The organism is Nostoc sp. CHAB 5836, assembly GCF_020829445.1.
Lineage (GTDB): Bacteria > Cyanobacteriota > Cyanobacteriia > Cyanobacteriales > Nostocaceae > Nostoc.
In genome coordinates this window covers 1-20128 of record NZ_JAIVFV010000126.1, presented here as the reverse complement: position 1 = coordinate 20128, position 20128 = coordinate 1, and the positions used below count along the sequence as shown (strand labels likewise).

General features: G+C 40.9%; 18 protein-coding genes and 8 pseudogenes. 8 read left to right on the top strand and 18 right to left on the bottom strand.

Annotated elements, in window-relative coordinates; genetic code table 11:
- Positions 1 to 666: 666 nt before the first annotated feature.
- A pseudogene (locus tag LC605_RS22295) lies at positions 667 to 843 on the top strand (IS701 family transposase); the annotation flags it as partial.
- A 29-nt stretch (positions 844 to 872) separates the two neighbouring features.
- On the opposite strand, the pseudogene LC605_RS22290 reads toward LC605_RS22295, so the two are convergent.
- Positions 873 to 2060: pseudogene (locus tag LC605_RS22290) on the bottom strand (ISLre2 family transposase); the annotation flags it as partial.
- Between the two features lie 290 nt (positions 2061 to 2350).
- On the bottom strand, positions 2351 to 2590 hold the full coding sequence (locus LC605_RS22285) for a hypothetical protein (protein ID WP_229549706.1): 240 nt from the start codon (positions 2588 to 2590) through the stop codon (positions 2351 to 2353).
- Between the two features lie 353 nt (positions 2591 to 2943).
- On the opposite strand from LC605_RS22285, the pseudogene LC605_RS22280 reads away from it, so the two are divergent.
- Positions 2944 to 3153 (top strand): annotated as a pseudogene (locus LC605_RS22280) (DUF4277 domain-containing protein); the annotation flags it as partial.
- A gap of 30 nt (positions 3154 to 3183) precedes the next feature.
- Here the strand turns inward: LC605_RS22280 and LC605_RS22275 are convergent.
- Positions 3184 to 4179 (bottom strand): annotated as a pseudogene (locus LC605_RS22275) (IS630 family transposase); the annotation flags it as partial.
- Between the two features lie 216 nt (positions 4180 to 4395).
- Here LC605_RS22275 and LC605_RS22270 point away from each other — a divergent pair.
- Positions 4396 to 5031, top strand: a complete 636-nt coding sequence (locus LC605_RS22270) for a transposase (protein WP_229549705.1) — start codon at positions 4396 to 4398, stop codon at positions 5029 to 5031.
- Between the two features lie 286 nt (positions 5032 to 5317).
- Here the strand turns inward: LC605_RS22270 and LC605_RS22265 are convergent, their stop codons facing one another.
- The 11 genes and pseudogenes from LC605_RS22265 to LC605_RS22215 all read right to left on the bottom strand — a co-directional run.
- Positions 5318 to 5800, bottom strand: a complete 483-nt coding sequence (locus LC605_RS22265) for a type II toxin-antitoxin system VapC family toxin (protein WP_229549704.1) — start codon at positions 5798 to 5800, stop codon at positions 5318 to 5320.
- Positions 5793 to 7106: an AAA family ATPase gene (locus LC605_RS22260; protein ID WP_229549703.1), complete on the bottom strand. Its 1314-nt coding sequence runs from the start codon at positions 7104 to 7106 to the stop codon at positions 5793 to 5795. Before LC605_RS22260 ends, LC605_RS22265 begins: the two co-directional genes overlap by 8 nt.
- Before the next feature lies 1 nt (position 7107).
- The gene (locus LC605_RS22255; protein WP_229549702.1) at positions 7108 to 8082 is read right to left on the bottom strand and encodes a hypothetical protein; all 975 of its coding nucleotides are present in this window, start codon (positions 8080 to 8082) and stop codon (positions 7108 to 7110) included.
- Positions 8079 to 8450, bottom strand: a complete 372-nt coding sequence (locus tag LC605_RS22250) for a DUF86 domain-containing protein (RefSeq protein ID WP_229549701.1) — start codon at positions 8448 to 8450, stop codon at positions 8079 to 8081. The genes LC605_RS22255 and LC605_RS22250 overlap by 4 nt, the downstream gene beginning before the upstream one ends.
- On the bottom strand, positions 8443 to 8868 hold the full coding sequence (locus LC605_RS22245) for an HNH endonuclease (protein ID WP_229549700.1): 426 nt from the start codon (positions 8866 to 8868) through the stop codon (positions 8443 to 8445). The genes LC605_RS22250 and LC605_RS22245 overlap by 8 nt, the downstream gene beginning before the upstream one ends.
- Positions 8865 to 9221, bottom strand: a complete 357-nt coding sequence (locus LC605_RS22240; RefSeq protein ID WP_229549699.1) for a hypothetical protein — start codon at positions 9219 to 9221, stop codon at positions 8865 to 8867. Before LC605_RS22240 ends, LC605_RS22245 begins: the two co-directional genes overlap by 4 nt.
- 24 nt (positions 9222 to 9245) lie before the next feature.
- Positions 9246 to 9539 carry a nucleotidyltransferase family protein gene (locus tag LC605_RS22235; RefSeq protein WP_229549698.1) on the bottom strand — a complete coding sequence of 98 codons (294 nt, stop codon included), beginning with the start codon at positions 9537 to 9539 and terminating at the stop codon, positions 9246 to 9248.
- 56 nt (positions 9540 to 9595) lie between these two features.
- Positions 9596 to 9940, bottom strand: coding sequence for a hypothetical protein (locus tag LC605_RS22230; protein WP_229549697.1), 345 nt, complete (start codon positions 9938 to 9940; stop codon positions 9596 to 9598).
- A gap of 62 nt (positions 9941 to 10002) precedes the next feature.
- Complete coding sequence (locus LC605_RS22225) at positions 10003 to 10191, bottom strand: hypothetical protein (protein ID WP_229549696.1); 189 nt, start codon at positions 10189 to 10191, stop codon at positions 10003 to 10005.
- A 71-nt stretch (positions 10192 to 10262) separates the two neighbouring features.
- Positions 10263 to 10676 carry a hypothetical protein gene (locus LC605_RS22220; RefSeq protein ID WP_229549695.1) on the bottom strand — a complete coding sequence of 138 codons (414 nt, stop codon included), beginning with the start codon at positions 10674 to 10676 and terminating at the stop codon, positions 10263 to 10265.
- A 71-nt stretch (positions 10677 to 10747) separates the two neighbouring features.
- Positions 10748 to 11047 (bottom strand): annotated as a pseudogene (locus LC605_RS22215) (DUF4277 domain-containing protein); the annotation flags it as partial.
- A 501-nt stretch (positions 11048 to 11548) separates the two neighbouring features.
- Between LC605_RS22215 and LC605_RS22210 the strand changes: the two are divergent.
- The 3 genes and pseudogenes from LC605_RS22210 to dnaN form a co-directional block, all read left to right on the top strand.
- A pseudogene (locus LC605_RS22210) lies at positions 11549 to 12940 on the top strand (AAA family ATPase); the annotation flags it as partial.
- A gap of 104 nt (positions 12941 to 13044) precedes the next feature.
- Complete coding sequence (locus LC605_RS22205; protein WP_229549694.1) at positions 13045 to 13596, top strand: WGR domain-containing protein; 552 nt, start codon at positions 13045 to 13047, stop codon at positions 13594 to 13596.
- A gap of 203 nt (positions 13597 to 13799) precedes the next feature.
- Positions 13800 to 15251, top strand: a complete 1452-nt coding sequence (gene dnaN, locus LC605_RS22200; protein WP_229549693.1) for a DNA polymerase III subunit beta — start codon at positions 13800 to 13802, stop codon at positions 15249 to 15251.
- 242 nt (positions 15252 to 15493) lie between these two features.
- Here dnaN and LC605_RS22195 read toward each other — a convergent pair whose 3' ends face one another.
- The gene (locus LC605_RS22195; protein WP_229549692.1) at positions 15494 to 16264 is read right to left on the bottom strand and encodes an Rpn family recombination-promoting nuclease/putative transposase; all 771 of its coding nucleotides are present in this window, start codon (positions 16262 to 16264) and stop codon (positions 15494 to 15496) included.
- Positions 16265 to 16336: 72 nt separating this feature from the next.
- Here LC605_RS22195 and LC605_RS22190 point away from each other — a divergent pair, with 72 nt between their 5' ends.
- Positions 16337 to 16690, top strand: coding sequence for a XisI protein (locus tag LC605_RS22190; RefSeq protein ID WP_229549691.1), 354 nt, complete (start codon positions 16337 to 16339; stop codon positions 16688 to 16690).
- A gap of 242 nt (positions 16691 to 16932) precedes the next feature.
- The gene (gene dnaX, locus LC605_RS22185) at positions 16933 to 18441 is read left to right on the top strand and encodes a DNA polymerase III subunit gamma/tau (protein ID WP_229549690.1); all 1509 of its coding nucleotides are present in this window, start codon (positions 16933 to 16935) and stop codon (positions 18439 to 18441) included.
- A 55-nt stretch (positions 18442 to 18496) separates the two neighbouring features.
- Here the strand turns inward: dnaX and LC605_RS22180 are convergent.
- The 3 genes and pseudogenes from LC605_RS22180 to LC605_RS22170 all read right to left on the bottom strand — a co-directional run.
- A pseudogene (locus tag LC605_RS22180) lies at positions 18497 to 19524 on the bottom strand (IS4 family transposase); the annotation flags it as partial.
- 2 nt (positions 19525 to 19526) lie between these two features.
- Entirely contained in the window at positions 19527 to 19604 is a 78-nt protein-coding gene (locus LC605_RS22175; RefSeq protein ID WP_229549707.1) for a transposase, read from the bottom strand.
- 105 nt (positions 19605 to 19709) lie between these two features.
- Positions 19710 to 19998, bottom strand: a pseudogene (locus tag LC605_RS22170) (ISLre2 family transposase); the annotation flags it as partial.
- Positions 19999 to 20128: the final 130 nt, after the last annotated feature.

Sequence of the window (20128 nt, the reverse complement as noted above, 5' to 3'; positions counted from 1 at the left end):
TAGCAGCTATTTTTTTTCAACTGCTGGAAACGTTGCTGCTGACACTATAGAACGGTATATCAATGATCCTCATCATGGTTGATAATATTGGAGGCGAATAAATTCGCACGAGTCGGATTTCCCCCGCGCTCTCAAGAGACGCGGCTCCCATCCTTCCCGCTATCCTCTGGTGGGGAATGTATTTAATTTTATTAGCAGCGCTTCATGGTCGATGCGGTCGAAAGTGGGTAGCTAGCTAGCGAGGTTTCCAATTATTAGCTCCTTTTCTAGCGAATAAAACGTGCAGAAAAATTACATCAGTTTGAGAAAAAGATTACGTAAGTATATGCCAAATAAATTACTATCTAAACAGTGAAATACGTAAAAAGAGGGACTTCTGCTTATTCAGGCGATCGCTAATTTCAAAAATTGCCCTTATCAGGACTTAGACAAAAAACACGGGCAAAATAGTCTCAAATGTATATATAGAGGGAGCTGGACATCGTTTTGCCTAGTTTCTTGATATGTCTGGGTTTCAGGCGTTTTTCGGCATTTGGTGTATTTCCCTTGCCCCGTATGGTTTTGAGGCTTGTTTCTGACTCAAAAATGTTTAAGTCCCGTTATTTGCTTTTATAACCAAAAACATGAGAAAAAGGGCGTGATTCATCTTATTTATCAGCAAGAAAAATGGTTTCAATTCTTGCCCACGCCCAAAATTTAGTTTACACCCTACTATCGCTGATGCCTTCTGTCTACCAGAAAGAAAATCTCGAAGCAATGTTGGGCTTGTTCTTAGAGGCACAAGGATGTCCTCTACCTCAACATAGTAAAAGTAAGTCTGCTAGTGCCTTAAGCCGAGTCATTTGACGATTGTTTCCAAAAATATCTGCAATTTTACAGCGCTCTCCAGTTGCCTCAGAGATAAATACGCTCATGTTTCTCATTAAATCTAATGTCTGACCTTTCTTTAAAGTTTTTCGAGCTTTTTTAAACCATACTCGACGCTCATTATCTGTGCTAAAAGCAGCATCAGCAAAGTCTTGTAAATGTGATGCGGCATGATAAAAATCTAATAATTGATAAGTTTCAGATGGGCATTTTAGCTTTTTCAATAAAGGGGGAATATGTATCCATATCCATTCTGCACCATCGGCAATTAATAATACCTGTTTGGCTTGACTTATACCCAAATTAACCAAATACATTTCTAAAATTTTGAGAAACTCTTGATAACCTGAATATGTGCCATCATTAGTAATAGGTATTGCTGATGTCCTAATTTTTTTACCTTGTTCATTTACTACATAAATTGTTAGTAGCTTTGGCTCCATCCATTCACCGACAAAGCCATGACGATTTGTTTTTTCACTGCGCCTACCTTTTTTATTAAACCTAATTTTAGTTCTTCCCCCATCTACAGCAATGACAACTCGTTGATTTTTCAGAACATTACTATTAGATAAGTTCCCAAGCTCCAGGTTTAGTATCTTTGATTGGCGAAGATTAATACCAATTTTACCAAAAAGGTAGGTCAGGCGTTCAATTCGTTTTAAACTAACATTTATTCCCCAATCTGTTAGCGTTGTTCGTGCTGCATCAAACGAACTCGCTATCGCACCATACTTAGCAATTGTTGACCAGACTAAAGGGGTAATACCTTCTGACATACCTAACCATTTTAAAAACGGACAAAATCCCTGATTTTTAGATTCATTTTTATTCTTGTTGTTTTCTATTTTTGTTACCATGTATGGCAAAGATAGAGTAACTAAAACATTACCAATTGTTAGTATTTGTAGCTTGGTATAACCGTGTTTTTGTGTTTTGGGATACTGCCACCCTTGGGTTTGAATAACTGCTGTATGATGAGCCGAGTCTGATTGAGAAAGATTATAAATAAATATTGCAATACATTGACCTGTTAAGACTAACGCAGCCTGTCTAATTTCTTCTTCTCTTTCTCTAACAATTTGTCCATTCCATTCATTGATATTTTTCAATTCTAAAAGTTTCTTAATATCATCTTTAAAGACTGACAATGATTTGCTTAAATCTAGAGTTGCATGTATACATTTTTCCATAAAGGTAGGCATCCCCAATCTCAAAATTATTGCTAAAAGGAAATCTTACCTGAATTCTTGCCATTACAAATTTTCCCGCACCTGATGATATATTAGGTCTTGTAAGTTTTCTTATGTATATACACGTATTCAGAGGGAACAGGGAACGGGGAAAAGGGAACAGGAAAAACTCATGGTTTTTAAACATGAGATTGAAATAATGACACTGTTTTTTTCGTGGCACTCTCTGCTCAAAAAACATCTTTTTTTTTGACTGAGCTTTAAACTCTGAAACTTTAGTTTCTTATCTGTTAAGAGTTCCCTCTTCCCTGTTCCCTTTTTTTTGTAAAATGTAATAAATATTTTTCTGTACCGAAGCTAGTTTTTAGCGATCGCACCTTTTTTTGCCCGACCTCACAAAATCGCGTTGCTCCCGGTTCGTGGGATAGCTGTGTATATCGAACGGTATGCTGAATATTTTTAGGGTCAGCATTTTCAATTTTACCAACTTTCGATAGTTGGGGATCTTCCTTTACGTTGATTGCAGACATACGTAAAGCTCCCGAAATGTATATCATCCTAAAAAGGAGTTTATCGCAGATTTTGGTTGAAATACCAACATTCGGTTATTTGTTGGGATTTACAAAATATCTTTAACCCACATTCCGCACCCTAACTGTCACACATCAATAAAAAGCTGATGCAGTAGTACATAAGAACTAATTTAGACGCAAAAATCAAGAGAGTTAATGAGAAAACGTAGCATTAATTAGAGGATTTAGCGAAAAGAGGAAGTTTTGTGATGAAGACACAACAAAGGGAAAACTTCATAGTGAAAAAAATAATTGATAACAAAAAGATAAATGAGAGAATTGCAACAGAAGTAATGGAGAATACTGTTGTGATCTTAAATGCAGAAGACATTGAAATTCAGAACATAGACCATCTAGGGATAGTAGCAGGAATCATAGATTCGATAGGATTAGTAGAAACAATAAATGAATTAATAGGTGAACAAGAAGGAGAAAAAGTCAGCCCAGGTCATGTAGTCAAAGCCATGATATTGAACGGGTTAGGATTTGTATCTAAACCTTTGTATATGTTTCCCAAATATTTGTTGAGGGTGCGGAATGTGGGGTTGAAGTAAAGATTGGCAACGATGGAATAAAACTTCCTCCAAATCATCGAGTGTCTCAAACGATTGATTAACAATTGGTTCGTCTACTATTGTCCATAGTCTTTCTGCGGGCTGTAATTCGGGTGAATGAGATGGTAAAAGTGTTAAATGTAGACCTTCTGGAAGCTCTAAATCATGGCTGGTATGCCACCCTGCTCGGTCAACAACTAAAAGAATGTGTTTATTAGCACCTAAGCCGAACTCACGAGCAAAGTCTTCTAAAACCAGATTAAACAGTTTGGTATTGACGTAGGGGAGAATCCACGCCTTTTGTCTCTCCGGTCTTAGGATGTGCGAATGCATACAACCATAACCACTTAAATCTCCAGTTGACATTAGCAATTGGTGTTTCCCCTTCGGGGACGTAAATCCGCCGAATAATTGGCTTGAGTCCCAAACGATGTTCGTCTTCACACCAAAGTTGAATTTCCGCATCCGGGTAAGTGGTTTGGAGTTGTTCGACTTGTGTAGCTAGTTTTTTTTCCAAGCTTCTTGCTCAAACGGGTCACTTCCTGTATGAGATGGGCGAGGTACTCGCAGTCTAAAAGTCATTTGCCGTAATATTTCCCATCCTCTTTGTCGGCTAATCTCTATTCCTGTGACTTCACTCAACCAGTTGGCAACTTTTCGCCCATTCCATAACCCCCCATCTGGTGCTGTTTCTTGCAAAGCTTGCCATAGCTGGGCTTGCTGTATGTCGTCTACCAACGCTTTTGCTCCTTGATTTTGACTGCGGCGATCGCCAATGCCAGAAATGCCCAACTCGTTATACCTTTTTACCAATGTGTAAATCCAGGTTCTGCTGTAACCTGTTATTTCCTCTACTTCCTCTGTGTCCTTTCCTTGTGCTAGTAACCAGATAATTTGATACTGACGACTTTCTATTCCGTCTTTAGCTTGCTTGTAAAGTTGCTCTAATTCAGAGATATTTGAATGCTCGGCTATAGTGATCCGTTTTGGCATAAGTCATATTTTTACTCTCTTTTTTTATCGTAAGCGATTATCCGGACATGATATAAGCTCGACTTTATCCATTTTTCTCTACGGGTCATCACAAATTTAGGCGATCGCTAAAAGATGTGGGTTTTATTGCATACATAACATTTAAATACAGTCTTGGTGAATAGTGGTGAAACGAGCAATAGACTGAGGCTGAAGGATAATTGTGTGTATCTTCCCATGAATACAACAATACCATTTGAAATCGCCAGTATCCTACTACCGTTTAGGGTGCTGTTTACCAAGCCAGTCTGGTGTCATGTCCAAACTTTAGTAATGGGAGCGATTTTAACAACAGGTAAACGTACCATTACTTCGGTACTTGTAGTCATGGGACTGAATCAGGAGGAACACTTCCAAAATTATCATCGTGTATTAAATCGTGCAGTATGGTCAAGTTTGGAAGCAAGCCGAATTTTATTAATGCTCATGGTAACAGTGTTTTCACCAAGCGGGCCAATCATCATGGGAATAGATGATACGATTGAACGCCGTAAAGGCAAGAAAATTAAGGCAAAAGGAATATATCGAGACCCAGTACGTTCAAGTAACAGTCAAGTTGTGAAGATTAGCGGCTTGCGATGGTTATCAATGATGCTGTTAGTTGAAATTTCTTGGGCACAACGAGTCTGGGCATTACCTTTCCTCACAGTGCTTGCACCATCGGAACGTTACAGTCAACAGTATAGGAATGGAAACTCAACGGCAATGGTCAGACCAGTCAATTGCTCGTACAACACCTACATTGCTGGGATTATTTTCCTTGGTCGTGATGAGAGGCAGACCATTTACAAGCTAATTTTTCTTGGACAATGAAACAAACAATTTGGTACTCCAAAGCTTTGCCTACTTTTTCCGATGCACTGGCTTTAGTTAGGCGATTTTTATGGGCTAGCACTTTTTCTACGTCTTCCGAAAGCACTCAAATGATAAAAGTCCCTCTTCTTTTATTTGAGCGTTTGAGAGATATTGCTGTTTACGCTGCTTGATTGAATCAAAAATGGATAAAGTCGAGATAAGATAAGCTCTGAGTTTTTATGCACTAAATAAGAGGCAGATTGACGCGGCGATCGCTTCTGAGCAATCCTTAGAGATGGTTAAGTTATTTTCCCCTTTGGTGATAATTCTGTAAATCGCTGTCTAGTGACCAGATAAACACTTCACTCATTTGGAAGAGATTACAGGACTTACGAAATTCCTGAATGATGCTCATATCTCCAAAGCTGGTTCCTTCTGACTTAAGAGGAGCTTTATTTCTGCCAGCCAGATCGGGGAAGTCGTCAATCCACTCCAATATCTCTGCGGTGTTCGGGAATGTAGTCGGTCTCCAGGGGGCTACGCCTGTGAATGCTTCTTTAACTTCTTTAACAAAACGTTCGGCGGTTTTCCTTCGCATTGTGCCGTCGCCGTTCTGGGCAATATGGTTGCCTGTTTCGAGTATCGTCGCCATAGGCAACAAAAAAGTACAGCCAGATTGAGCATAGGTCTGAAAATCTTGGAGGACTGATGCTCTATGCTGATTATAGTTGGGGACGTTGAGTATTTCGAGGAATATGCTGGTATCTATCAGGCAGATACTACTCATTGTCGTACTCCTGCAAACGAGACAGCCATTCCATAGCTTGGTGTTTTCTGTCTTCAGGTGTGTGCGGCGACTTGACGAACCGATCCACTACCCCAGCAGTTACCAGTTGACCGAGCGGCCCCTGAGATATCAGACTGGGGAAATCGTACATCTCCCCAAGCCGTACAAGGCGGCTATCTCCTGACTCTGGATTGCGGAAACAAAATACTACATCACCGAGAGCCGCATCGGGTAAGGCATCCATTAGGGCTGGGTTGTGGGTAGAAAGCAGCACCCGCAATTTCCGCCGCTCGGCAATATCCCGGATGCTGGCGAGTAGATGCTGGGCGCGGTTGGGATGAACGCCGTTGTCGATTTCCTCGATTACCACTAAACTACCAACGGGTGCCGATAGCATAGCAGCCGCGATCGCTAACACCCGCAACGTCCCATCAGATAACAATGCCGCCTCACAATAGCGACGGGTATTGCCAAAGGTTTCTGCTAGTCGCACCATCACTTCATCCCGTGGGCCGAAAAGGAAATCTAGCCCATCTATAGCCTGTTCTGGTAGACTCTGGATAAAGTTGAGAATTGCCTGTTGATTTTCGGCTTGGTTCTCCCACAAGCGATACAGGACGCTGGAAAGATTGGTACCATCTTCTTGTAATCGCTTATCAGATTTGAAGCTGTACTCGCGCATTCTGGCGGGGACGGGATCTAGAAACAGGATGTTCTTTAAGACTCGTTGATATTCGCGGACGGTTTCAGGAATTATCTTTTGGGATTTGGGGTACTTTGGATCAAAATGGGCAGGGGTGTCTAATTGGACGAATATAGCCATCTGATCGCTGCACGTTATTCGTGGCTTGTTCTTCCCCCTTGTAAAGTTGTTATATGCGACACCAACATCAGTCCCTACTCCTTGAGAAGGCTGATCTAGGTCATATAGCGGCACTTGACTTGTGGAGCCAACGATTCGCTCACTACTGATGTGCAGTTCTCCGTCACGCACATTCAGGGTTATATCGAGTTGGTTCCAGTCTGGGTAGTCTAAACGGCAACCAATGGTAAAATTTGACTCTCCCCGATGGCACAAGTCATTTACTCGACCGCGTACAACGCGCTCTGCACTATTCACCGCATATTGAATGCTGGAGAGTTTTTGTCCTTGTGCCAGCCATGACAGAAAGCGCAAACCTTCAAGGGCATTACTTTTGCCTGCGGCATTGGCTCCGATTAGTACGGTTAGCGATCCAAGGGGCAATCGGCTTGTACTGTAACTTTTGAAGTTGGCGAGGGTAAATTCGGTCAGCATGGCGTTCATGTCATAATTCTCCTCTAAATGCGCGATGTTGGAGGGAGGCGAAGAGGGCATCAAGTTCTGACAGTGAGGCACAGTGCGCGGCTTTGAGTTTTTCTACAGCTTCGGCGCGATGTGCAAATTCGCTTTGCAACGAAAGAGGTGGAACAACGAACAAAACACCCTCCAACATAGTCTGGTTCACCTTGAAAGTTCCATTAGTCGTCCTAGCTAATGTTTCAAGTTGTCGGCGCACTGCACTTGAGTTCCAAATATGCTGCAAGAATTGACGCTCAATAACTTCTGGTAAAATCCGTGCAGCAATCATTGTGTCAGGGAAAGTCACTTCTGGCATTTGCTGCGTAGGAAAGTAACCTTTGCCTACTAATTGAATATTTCCATTGCCTCGGCAGATTAGAAAATCGGATTGATCCACACGTTGGTTGATTGGCGGCACAGACTGGAATGTACTGGTCTTCCATGCGTTTTCATCAAACGCATTTCCAGTGATTGCCGAAAGTGTTAGAACTTTGCTCGTTACCTTCCCTGTAGTGGATGGTGATAAGCCGTTACGTAAAGGCATTGAAAGCAGGTCATTAAAGTAGAGTAGCCACCATCCCTTTGGATTCGTAACTGGATCGCCGAACATTTCTAGGAAGATGGCTTGGTTGAGGGTGTTGAGTTGTGCGATCGCTTCCCGACGTTTAGACCTGAGTTCTTCAGCGCAATCAAGTATCTCTGTAATTCGCTTCTGTTCTTCTGGGGGAGGAAGTAAAACATCGCTACGTTTCAGGTATTTAAAGTGTCGGTCAATAACGGGTAATGACGCTTTGCAAAGGTGTGATTCGTTGTCTATATGACCAGAAATCAAATTTTTACCTTGATCTACAACCGCAAAACGCCCATAAGGAAGAAACTCACTTTGTGGTGTTTTTATATTCCCGCCTGATTCGTCTGCGATTGCATCAACAAAAGAGAGTTTTATCCATCCAGCTTTCATCCCAGCATCTCCTCCAACTTCTCCATCCCCTGCTGAATCTCCGCTTCTAATTTTGCCAAATTAGCAAGGATGTCTTTAGGTGCGAGATGCTCCACCTCTTCATGCACCACTTCCTTATAACGATTCAGACTGAGGTCATACCCCTGAGTAGCAATATCAACCTTTGGTACACAGAAACTCTGAGCCGTGCGGAGTCGCTCTCGTTCTGTAGTATTCCGCACTTGCCAACGAGTAAGTACATCCGGCAGATTATTCTTAGTATGTTCCCCTGCTGTTAGTGATGGTAAAGAATGCTGAACTGTAGCCCATACCACCGCAACATCAACCTGCCAATATTCACGTACCACCATATCCTCTAATTCATTCATTTTTATTTGATTTCAATTGAGCAATTATTTTACGCACAGGCAGATACTCCGCACGATTCACTCGCAATAATTTGACAGTCACACGCCCAATTGCCGTTAGAGGTCGAATCATACCGCTTTCTACCTCAAACAAAAAATGATCAGCCCAATCATCAATTCTTGGATGATAAAGTCTTACCGTATCACCTGATTCTGGGTCAATTGAAGCAATATCACTACCTTTAGCCTGATTACATAGCGAACAGGACAGCGCCAAATTTTCTAACACCGTTGCACCATCATGTTTTTCAGCAATAACATGATCAATCTGATGAGTAGCTAAAACCAACATTTCTGGAATTAGACAATACTCACAACACCCCTGAGCGCGTTCCAACACAATTTTTCGTAAATTGGTAGGAATATAAGTTTTACTCATGCACTTTGTTGCAACTTGAGCAGAGCTTGAGCTTTAGCAAGACGTACCAAATGCTCAATAAACTCATAATGTTGCCACAGACAGCGATCGCTTTCATCTAAACCTTGAGTACGATTTTTGTCTAAGAGAGAATCAATTTCAGCTTGAACCATAGGCGAAAGACGGAGAGCTAAAATTTCTTGAGGAGATGGCAACTTTGCTAAAAACTCCAAAATTTCAGTCAGTCCAGAAAAACCTGTAGAAGGATTAGCAGTAATTTCTCGCAATCCTAGAGCCAAAATCTGGGGTAAATCTTCCTTGCGAGATTCTAAATTCCGAGCCATCTCATCAGGTATGTCTAAAGTAATTTGCATAATTTTTGATCTCAATAATATAACTTATATGTAGATAGCATCAGAGAGTACGCGATCGCGAATCCGAGGTTTAAGACCGTTCTTAGTGACAATATCTACCTTCAACCCAAAAAGCTGACTTAAATAATCCCTAAGTTCCACCAACATAATAAAAGTAGGTGCTGTTTCATAATCAACCAGAATATCTATATCACTTGCTTCTGTCTGCTCTCCCCTAGCATAAGAACCAAAGATACCGATTTCTGTAATTTGATAAATTTCACAGAGAGATTGCTTTTGTAGTGATAAGACTTGTCGAAGTTCATCAAACGTTTTCATAACATTTCATCCTTGCAAAACTTCAGCCGCAGTCAATTTAAGATTAGCAAACACAATTATCCCAGCAACCCCTCCAATTTCTCCATCCCCTGCTGAATTTCCACCTCTAACCTTGCCAAATTAGCGAGGATGTCTTTGGGTGCGAGATGTTCCACCTCTTCATGCACCACTTCCTTATAACGATTCAGGCTGAGATCATACCCCTGAGCAGCAATATCAGCCTTGGGTACACAAAAACTCTGAGCCGTGCGCGGTCGCTCTCGTTCCGTAGTATTCCGCAGTTGCCAACGACTCAACACATCCGGCAGATTATTTTTAATATGTTCCTCTGCTGTTAGCTGGGCAGTCGGTACAGCACCTAATTTATCTTCAGCAAGCAAAGGCGCTCTTTTATCGTCCAAACTCAACCCGTCAGCATCCCTGACTTTTCACGGGATGTGGAAAGGGAGGAATGGTTCGCGAGTTAAAGTGGCGAACCATTCCCCGATGATTTTCTGTATTTAGAGGTTTCTTCAAGTAAATCTTTCAAACCCTGGTTAAGAGTTTCAATGGAACGGGCTAAAGCTTCAATGCGCTCTTTGAAGTCAGCAACTTGATCTATACGCCGATACAATTCTTCTTGGGGTGAGGGTTTATTTTGGTCTTTCATCATCAAAAATTCCCGTGGTTCGCCATCTATACTCGCGAACCATATTCCTCCGGTATTTTGCACTCCATGTTTAATTAATGTATTAATTTCAGATTTTGATGTAGTAGCCAACCCTGACACAAGGTTTCTAGTTTTAACCAGCCTCTCCACAATACTTGTATTCCAATAGCAGTACCTTTTCTATGTTCTAAGTATCCTCCTAGGCGAGCAATCGCTCTAATTTCCCAGTCAACCGTAAACTCTACGCCATTTTTTCGTTTCGGTGGGGTGTTGGTAATTAAGACATCCATCTGTACTTTAGTTAACACAACGCTGGCTGGACTTTGTGGCGAATTACGGTGTAAATAAGTAATTCGCAGCAATTGTGCCGCAATTACTGTCAAAAAACCAAGCATTGTTGACATACTCTGACCACCCAAGCGATAACTTTCTGCCTTGCAACCAGATTTAAGAATTTTATGACCCACATTCCGCACCCTAACTGTCACAAAGGGGTTTTTACGGAGGATTGTTCTCGATAAAAAGAGTAAAATCAGACATTTTGGGTTATGAGGTCAGATTTATCCATTACTCTACCTAATTTATCATCATTTAAATATTCTGCTTTTACTCCTTCTCCTATTAGATGTTCGCAAGGTTTATCTTTAAAAAACTCTGGAAACATATATAAAGGACTGCTTACAAAACCTAGTCCATTTAATATCATTGCTTTAACTACCTGTCCTGGGCTTACTTTTTCTCCTGGCTCATGCCCAATTATTTCATTAATAATTTCTACCAAACCTATGGAGTCTATAATCCCTGCAATTATACCCAAGTGGTCGATATTTTGAATTTCAATATCTAAGAAGTTAGACATGATAGTAAAACACAATAAACGATATCTGTTAAAATCTTCACATGTGATCTACCTCAAAGTTTATTTTCAATCAGCAAGCTTTTATTAAATAAGTTAGGACTTACGCACTTGTGAGGAAAAATCAACCTTTGCGATTACGTCACGACCTACGTAATGGCGGAAAATCGTAGTTCATGCGTAAGTCCTATAAGTGATTTATGAAACTTCAAATAATTTCAGTAGCTGAATACTGGTAGCAAGTTAAATGCACGGTGGCGCTATACGCCACTGGTGCTTTGTTGTAGCTTTGTTGAGGCGATGGTAGCGATGCCTACGGCGGCAAGCTACGCATGAATTGAATGGCAACAAACGCACATCCGTTGATAACTTGCAACTTACTTAATAGGATATATTATCATTAAATTTTAAAATATCACTTATCCTTATAGTTCAAAAATACTATTTACTGGCAATTAGCTAAGTACTAATGAACTTGTGACAGTTAGGGTGCGGAATGTGGGTTTAATATATGTGTTCGAGTACATCAATAATTTCGGCGGTAATGGGGTTTTTATCCTGGGAGATGTTCACCCTTTTGTCGGTAAAAACTCTCTGCAATTGAGTTGGGAAGTTCTCACCAGAGTAAAAAACTTGTACCATCGCCTCAAACCGACTGAAAAGCGAATTGTATTTTTAGGTCAAAACATTCAACTGCACGAATCCCTGCTGAGACTAATTCCTTGTTGTGAAGTTCCTTTGCCCAGCATTGAGCAAATTCAAGACCACTTAGAATCATATTTACTGTACTTGCAAGAATCTGCCAGTGAGCAAGAGGTAACTTTTACTGTATCTCTCACCACTGAAGATAAAGAAACCTTGGCAAGAGCAGCATTAGGCTTGACGCTGGAGGAAATCAGCGACTTTCTCCGGCTCACTGTTAAGGAGCGATTAACTTCTAAAGGTATAGTAATTGATACTACGGTCATCCCTTTGGTTGTCGAATACAAAACCCGCCTACTGTCTCAGATGGGTATTGAATTGGGTAAATTGGCGACCATACCCTTTGGTGGTTTGGATTTATTGCGGGATTGGTTGCAACGCCGCAGCCGATTATTTTCTAAAGAAGCGCGTTAGCGAAGCTCGCCGCAGGCATCGCTAAATCTACCCCAACCTAAAGGTGTGTTACTGGCAGGGCCACCAGGAACAGGTAAATCGATAGTAGCAAAGAACATTGCAACCATACTCAACCTTCCACTGCTGCAATTAGACATTGCCTCGATGCTTGGTAGCCTGGTTGGAGAATCTGAGGGCAATGTCCGCCGCGCACTCAAGACTGCTGAAGCTATTGCACCCTGTATCTTGTGGATTGATGAGGTCGAGAAAGCACTTTCAGCTAATGGCGATACCTCTGGAGTCTCACAAAGGATTTTGGGAAATATCCTCACTTTCATGTCTGAGTGTACGGCGGGAGTGTTTGTAGTGGCAACTTGTAATGACCCAACAGCGCTGCCTATTGAGTTCAAGAGGAAAGGGCGGTTTGACGAGAATTTCTTCGTTGACCTGCCTACTGAGTTGGAACGTTGCCAGATTCTCAAAATTCACTTAGAACGGTTTGGTATAGAAGTTCCACAGGAATATTTAGAGGCGATCGCAGCTAGCACCGACAAGTTTAGTGGTGCTGAGTTAGAAACCCTGGCATCAGAAGCAGCTCTACTGGCTTTCGATGAGGGAAGACCTCAGCAGGTTACACTGGCTGATTTAGAAAATTGCCAGCAAAACATTACCCCTTTAGCTGTTCAAGATGCTGCTGCTGTTGAGCGGATGCAGTCTTGGTCAAAGATTGCGCGACCAGCTTCCAGTCCTGTGCAGGTGTCTAAGAAAGGTCTTCGTACTTCTAGGTTCCGTACTAATTAGGTATTCCCAAATTAGTAATGATTTGAAGCTTTTGTCAAATGAACATCTGTTGTTGAGATATTCATTTGACATGGCAATAGACTACTTTGAATTAGGTCAAAAATATGGAAATTTACTTAATATTTGTAGATGCGGTTCAGAACAGTAACAAATTCTGGAGTGCAAAAGTTGAGCAAGGTAATCTAACTGTTGAGTGGGGTAGGGTAGGCTACAAATCTCAGCAAAAAGTTCACTCTTTTGGTAATAATCAACAAGCCGTTTCTAAATTTCATAATCTCGTGGCTGAGAAGAAAATGAAAGGCTATCGAGAAAGCCAACCTCAAATTGATAGTACTTCTGATTCTCTAGAAATCAAAAGAGCTATCCAATTACTGGAGATTTTGCGCCCTTATGTAGCACAAAGACAATTTGCCAATAGAAATTATCTAGAGACATTAAACCAATATTTAAAAATCGTTCCTACACCTTTAGGAATGAAAATAGACCCATCTCGAATATATCGCGATGTGGCAGATGTTGAACATCAACTATCACTGCTGAACTCTTTGTTGGAAACTGATTCTGTGCTGGCTGATAACACTACAGAAGAATCTACTAATAACAGCAAAATCATCAGTTTAAAAAGCATTGGAAAGAACTTTTGGAGGCATTTGTAGAACTTAATAATTCAGGAGAAAAGCCGGATACTCCGAAAGCTAAGATTAGAATAAAGGCTTACCTGAGAGCGGTTAAATGGGATATATCAGTAAACTTCCGTATGTCTCACAGAATAAAAGCATCTGATTCAAAACTTCACATCCTTTATTTTCTGCTATCGCAGTCACCTTTCTAACAATGACGCAACCATAAATAAATCCTCATGACTCAAACAGCACACAAACAAAGGTTAAAGCCTGCAAATCAGACAAAACCAACAAGTGCAGCTACTCCTAAAGCCGAAAATGAAGTATCAGCAAATATCCCAGAAATATCTACAGGTAAAAAGAAAAAACGTACATCTCTAGATGCTGATACTTCAACTGAGCCTATCTCAAATAAGCGTACTAATAAACGTTCTGCCAAATCAGAGTTAAACTCTCAACCACTTATAGAATCAGGAATGGGGGTAATCTGCTCACAAACTAAATTTCACGATGCACTCTCTCTAGTTAGTTGTGCTACCCCAGCTAAACCTACCCATCCAATTCTTGCTAATGCTCTAATCATTGCAGATATCGAAACACAACAGATACATTTAACTGTTACTGATTTAGCATTAACAATTCAGGCAAGTTTTGAAGCCCAGGTGTTGTTCAAGGGTGAAATTACTGTACCAGTGGAAATGCTATTTGAGATAGTTAAGCATTGCCCTAATGGTAATATTGCCCTCAGTAGTCAGACTCAGATTATACAACTTATTAATGAGGAGAAGCAAACAAAAATCTGCTCTCTCAGTTTATCTGATGCTGATGGAAAATATGAAATTAGAGGCATTAGTGCTGAAGAATTTCCACCTAGTTCTACAATTGATGCTACTCCCATTCCTCTGCCAACAACAGTTTTCAAAGATGGTTTGAAAGGTGTGATTTATGCTGTCAGCACTGATGAAAATAAATATATCTTGACCGGAGTTCATATCCAACTTACACAGGAGAAGTTAAAGTTTATTGGTACTGATGGGCATCGAGTTGCAACCACTGAACTTTCAACTCAAGGAATTGGTAGAAAACCCCGCAAACAAGTAGAATCTTCAGAGATACAATTTACTATTCCTGGTCGAGTCCTCAAGGAACTAGCGCGTAACTTGGATGATTCTGTCGAATTCATTAATTTGTTGTATGATGCCCAAAGTAATCGCTTGGGTTTTGCTTGGCAAGATATTATCCTCAGATGTCAATGTTTGGAAGGAACTTACCCTGACTGCGAACAGTTATTGGCAAGATTTAGCTTTGACCGAGAAGTAATCCTAGAAAAAGCATTCTTAGTCAAAGCATTAGAACGGTTAGCTGTGTTAACAGATAAAAAAGAGAAAGGTATTTACTTACAGTTTGATGGAAGTTTGCAGCAGTTACGATTATCAATTGAACGGGAGTTTGGCAAAGGCGATCAGGTTATTGCTGCTCATCTACCATCAGAAATGTCATTGAATATTCAGTTTAACCTCAAGTATTTAGTAGAAGCAGCCAAGGCAATTCCCAGTTCTGCTATCAAAATGCACTTGCAACAATCAGATCATCCTGCCATGTTGGTTCCTTATGGAGATAGACCAAATCCAGAACTGCAAATGGAAATGCGTCAATTCTTACTGCCACTGTACACTCTAAATGCTTAACTAAAGTAGGATTGGTTGCTGAAAATACAGCCAATTTCTGATACCAATTCTGTGTGAATATGCGCCAAAAAGATAATCGGTTTTGAGGAAAGTACCAAGCCTTATTTGACCGATTTATTTGGCGCAGCCTCATAAATAAACGGTATGACAACTACTTGCTTGGATTTTTATTTTCACGTCAACCAAGTGGCTTTCATACATCCCGCTTAATTTTTGTAAAGTGCTTTGGATAGGGTTGGTGTTCAATCCCTTTGATTTTCCGCTTCTGTAATTTGCAATTGTTGTACCACATCAAGCGTCAAACCAGTCACTTTCGCCACCATTTCTGGGGAAAGTCCTTCTTGGAGCATCTTAACAGCAATTTTCTGAGTAGTTTCCTGACTTCCTTCATCTTTGATTGATTGATAAGTTACTGACTCGCGCATAATATCTCTCCGTAGTAAACGCTGAATTTCCTCCTTTTCTAATACTAGCCCAGCCAGGATAAATGTAGATGCCGCAAGGTTACTTTGGGTTCTTTGGTCGCTAATATTATCTATCTGGGCTGCGACTTTCTGTAAGGTGTTGGTTTTATTACTAGTGTTACTTAAAACGGCAAATGGTAATAAGCCGGGAGTTTGCAAAAATATTTCCGTTGGTTGTTCCCACAAGCGAATTACTTGGAAACGGTGAAATGTTTCTTCCAGAGTAAATGTAGTTTGCTGAACCAGTTCTGAATCAGTCTTTTGTAAATAAACTACTACTTGATGCATTCGTTTGCCCGGAAAACGACGATATACCCGCAAACGGTAATCTGTCATCCGAAAGGGAATATTCTTGTCTGGTTGAGTTTGAAACTCAATATGTAGGACTATTTCTTCGGATTGCCGTAGGATGAGAGCATCGGCACGAATTGGTTCTATGGATAGTTCTTTGGGACTTAACTCTGTTAGGGCTATTGGTTCACCTAACAACCAAGTAGCGAAGTCGCTGGAAAAATTTTCTACAAGGAATTTACACAGATTATCGAACATTAAACAATTTTATCAAAAAATGCGAGAAATGAGAAAAGTGTATTTTAGAATCTAAAAATAGGAAATTCGGCAATGGATAAGCTAGAGCAATACCGCAATGCTATCAAGAAGATATTAACTGAGTATTACGAAACTACTAATACTCAAGTTATAAAAGATACGGGAGTTGAAGTAAGCGATCGCTTGGCTTTTGATGAAACAAGAGATCAATATCTTTGGTTTCGATTTGGCTGGGATGACAAAAAGCAGATACAGTATATTATCATCTATCTCTGCATTAAAAACGGCAAAGTTTGGGTGGAAGAAGATGCAACTAATTTATGTGTTATTGATGATTTGCTATCAGCCGGAATACCTCAAGCCGATATTGTTTTGGGTTTCCATCATCCCAGTAAACGAGGTTTAACAGAATTCGCTACTGCTTAAGGAGGCAGGTCAAAAAGATAAATTTAGCGTTTTATGCGCCAAGAATATGAATTCTAAAATGGCTATAGTTCGGTTGTAAATCCCATAAACTTCTCCACATGTTTCAGCTTTTAAATAATTAGACATACTCAATTTTTGGTATCGGTAAATCTTACTGAAATTGAGCAAATCAGCCTATTTTGGATTCAAAATTACATCCCCTTAACAGGGGTAAGGGCGACAAATTAAGGTTATTAAATCCTATGTCTACAGTCGCCCTACATCAAAAATATCGACCCCAGACAATAGCCGAATTAGTTGGACAGCCTTACATCAAAACTGCTCTGACTAATGCTGTCAAATACCTGCAAATTGCACCAGCTTATTTATTCACAGGTTCTAGAGGCACAGGTAAAACTTCAACTGCTCGGATATTTGCTAAATCCCTTAATTGCCTCAACACTAAAAAACCAACTGACCAACCTTGTGGTATTTGTCAATCCTGCCGTTCAATTGAAACCAGTAATAGCCTAGATGTCAGTGAAATTGATGCTGCTTCTAATAATGGTGTAGATGATGCCCGTGCTTTAATTGAGCGCAGTACCTTAGCACCTGTTGCAGGACGTTACCGAATTTTTATTCTCGATGAGTGCCATTGTCTAACTGGTAACGCCTTCAATGCCTTACTTAAGTGTATTGAAGAACCACCACCTTATGTTGTCTTCATTCTCTGCACAACAGAACTGCACAAGGTGTTACCTACCATTGTCAGCCGTTGTCAGGTGTTTAATTTCCGCACTTTGTCTGTTCAGGCAATTGTGCAGCACCTCAGTATTGTAGCAGATGCAGAATCTATCTCTATTGATGAGGAGGCACTGACAGCGATCGCACGCCTGGGCGATGGTGGATTGCGGGATGCACTGCAATTACTGGGTCAGGTGAGTCTTTTAGATGAAGATATCACTGCCAATCATGTCATGGAAATCGCTGGTGGTGTGACAGAAACAGAATTAATGTCAATTTTACAGGCAATTTCCACCAACAACACCTTTAACTTGCTGCAAGTAGCAAGAGTTTTAGTAGATTCTGGTAAAACGCCCAAATTGATTCTCTCTAATTTACTGCAAATATACCGAGATTTATTGATTATCAAGTCTGCACCCAAAGAGCAATCCCTGCTAACTGGTTGTGTTAGCTATGCTCAACTCAAGGTTTTAGCAAATCACTGGAATTTCGAGACGCTGAATTTGTCCCTAACAGAGTTACAAAAAGCAGAAAACTATCTTCGGTACACAGTAAATGCTGCTGTATGGCTAGAAGTTTGCTTACTGAACCTGATACCCAGTTTATTGCCTGTCAGTGCAACCAAGACGCTAACTGCCAAACCTGTCAATGACGGCAAGTTGCTACCGACAGTTGGATTATACACCACAAACAAGGTGACAGCTAAACCTGTAGATGACAAACTGTTACCAACAGTTGCAGCCCAGACTACTCACCTGGCTCAAATTTGGCTTTCTGTGATGGATATAGCTAAACCTAGTAATCAAAAGCTGTTGGCTCATGCAAATCTCGTTAAATTGCAAGGTGACAAGGCAATTTTAGAGGTTACACCAGCTTACTTGAATAAGTTTGAGAGTAGTAAAGAGGCGATGCCTACGGCGGGCTACGCCTACGCTAAAATGCTGCAACGAGCTACCCAAAGTCAACAACCAATGACTGTATTAATTAAAACTGCCAACAAGAGCAGTAACGGGAGGGTAAAAGCATGATTGTCTTGCTGACAGGTGACGACCAACACGCCATCCAGGAACCTGACTTTTCCCGTTAAGTCTCTCTAGCAAGCTTCCACCCTTCACAGAGGTCGTGTAATTTTAACCAACCTCGCCACAGTACCTGGATACCAATAGGGGTTTGATGTCGATGTTCCAAGTAACCCCCTAAACGAGCGATGTCTACGACGGGCTTCGCCTACGCTTCAACAGCCCAACTAACTGTTAACACCTTGGGTTGTTTGGGAGATTTAGCTTTCAAAACGCGGAGTTGAAGGGGATTAAGAATTTCAATTGCTGAAGCTAAAGGTTGGGTACGATGTAGATAAGTCAATTGCAACAGTTCCACAGCAATTACACTCAAGAAGCCGACTAAAGCTTTCATGCCATCGGCAGCAAGTCTGTATCGTTCCACTTGGCAACCTGATTTGAAAATTTTGTGATATTCTTCCACATGCCAACGGTAAGAATACCAACGTAAAATCGTAGAAGCCATCTGGATATCTGCGACAACTTCCGTGGTTAGTAACATCCACTTTACAGGCGTTTCACCCTCTGGACAATCAACTTCTGTGGCATAAACGGCATAAACGGCTAGAGGGTCACGGTTGTCAAAACGGTAGGGAGTACGGAGATTCACAGGACAAAATCGTACAGCTAGCTTGGTTTTGCGGGCAGAACGTTTACAAGTTTTAGCTAGTTCAATTTCCTGCTCAAAACTGATGGGTTGTGCTGACAACTTAGACCAGAGACGCTCGCTATCAGAATCTAAACTACGGTTATGAGCCGCACGAACTACGACTCCTGTGTGCTGAAGTTGACGAACTTTATCGAAAACTTCTGTGATATCACCTTCGCGATCAAAAGCATGAACCACTCGTGTGTGCTTGCTTACAAGCTTTTCTATTGTGGTGAGCGCTTCTACCCATCTATAAGATTCAATAGTTCAAAGGGACGGTTTCTTGATGCTTTTCGGGCTGCCGCTTGTCGTTTTTTCTTTTGTGTTGAGGTTTCATTTTCTGGTGGCTTCTGCTTTGGTTCTCGATTCCACAGTTTTTGCCACAACAGACCAAGGGACTGACCATTTATGACATTGCACGCTCATTCAATCTGCGATCGCCTAACTCACAGGTCGCAAAATTTTTCTCCCACCAATCCAGCATTGCTTGTCACCTTTAACACCAAATTGTAATTAATATACCCTATATACTGTGCTTTATCCACAATCCTTTCTGAGCAAGCCTTTCGAGACTTAACAGGAAAAGTCAGATCCATTGACAACGGAGGTGTAACAACATTTGCTGCATTTTCTTTCAACCAAAATTTACTATTTCCTTTCATTCTTAAATTGACAACTTGGCGAATTAAACTCTCAATAGCACCACTGCCAATGGGAAGTTTTTTTTCTAAAACTTGAGCATATTTCAAACGCCCTTCACGGTAGGCATGTAAAAGGTAATCTCGATGAGAAACCATTGTTTTACAACGCTCTCCAGTCGAATTTAAAATAAATTCATCCATCTGCCTCATTAAGCTCAGTGCATGACCTTTTTTTAATCTCACTCTTTTTTTCACTAATTGTGACTACATATGGTAGTATTAGAGTAACCAAAACATTTCCGACTGTTAATATTTGTCTTTTCCTAAAACCATGTCTATGAGTTTCGGGATGCCACCAACCTTGAGT

Coding starts and splice junctions, on each gene's coding strand:
- LC605_RS22285 (WP_229549706.1), bottom strand. CDS start 2,590: ATGTCTGCAATCAACGTAAAGGAAGATCCCCAACTATCGAAAGTTGGT.
- LC605_RS22270 (WP_229549705.1), top strand. CDS start 4,396: ATGAATACAACAATACCATTTGAAATCGCCAGTATCCTACTACCGTTT.
- LC605_RS22265 (WP_229549704.1), bottom strand. CDS start 5,800: ATGAGTAGTATCTGCCTGATAGATACCAGCATATTCCTCGAAATACTC.
- LC605_RS22260 (WP_229549703.1), bottom strand. CDS start 7,106: ATGAACGCCATGCTGACCGAATTTACCCTCGCCAACTTCAAAAGTTAC.
- LC605_RS22255 (WP_229549702.1), bottom strand. CDS start 8,082: ATGAAAGCTGGATGGATAAAACTCTCTTTTGTTGATGCAATCGCAGAC.
- LC605_RS22250 (WP_229549701.1), bottom strand. CDS start 8,450: ATGAATGAATTAGAGGATATGGTGGTACGTGAATATTGGCAGGTTGAT.
- LC605_RS22245 (WP_229549700.1), bottom strand. CDS start 8,868: ATGAGTAAAACTTATATTCCTACCAATTTACGAAAAATTGTGTTGGAA.
- LC605_RS22240 (WP_229549699.1), bottom strand. CDS start 9,221: ATGCAAATTACTTTAGACATACCTGATGAGATGGCTCGGAATTTAGAA.
- LC605_RS22235 (WP_229549698.1), bottom strand. CDS start 9,539: ATGAAAACGTTTGATGAACTTCGACAAGTCTTATCACTACAAAAGCAA.
- LC605_RS22225 (WP_229549696.1), bottom strand. CDS start 10,191: ATGATGAAAGACCAAAATAAACCCTCACCCCAAGAAGAATTGTATCGG.
- LC605_RS22205 (WP_229549694.1), top strand. CDS start 13,045: ATGGAAATTTACTTAATATTTGTAGATGCGGTTCAGAACAGTAACAAA.
- dnaN (WP_229549693.1), top strand. CDS start 13,800: ATGACTCAAACAGCACACAAACAAAGGTTAAAGCCTGCAAATCAGACA.
- LC605_RS22195 (WP_229549692.1), bottom strand. CDS start 16,264: ATGTTCGATAATCTGTGTAAATTCCTTGTAGAAAATTTTTCCAGCGAC.
- LC605_RS22190 (WP_229549691.1), top strand. CDS start 16,337: ATGGATAAGCTAGAGCAATACCGCAATGCTATCAAGAAGATATTAACT.
- dnaX (WP_229549690.1), top strand. CDS start 16,933: ATGTCTACAGTCGCCCTACATCAAAAATATCGACCCCAGACAATAGCC.
- LC605_RS22175 (WP_229549707.1), bottom strand. CDS start 19,604: ATGCTGGATTGGTGGGAGAAAAATTTTGCGACCTGTGAGTTAGGCGAT.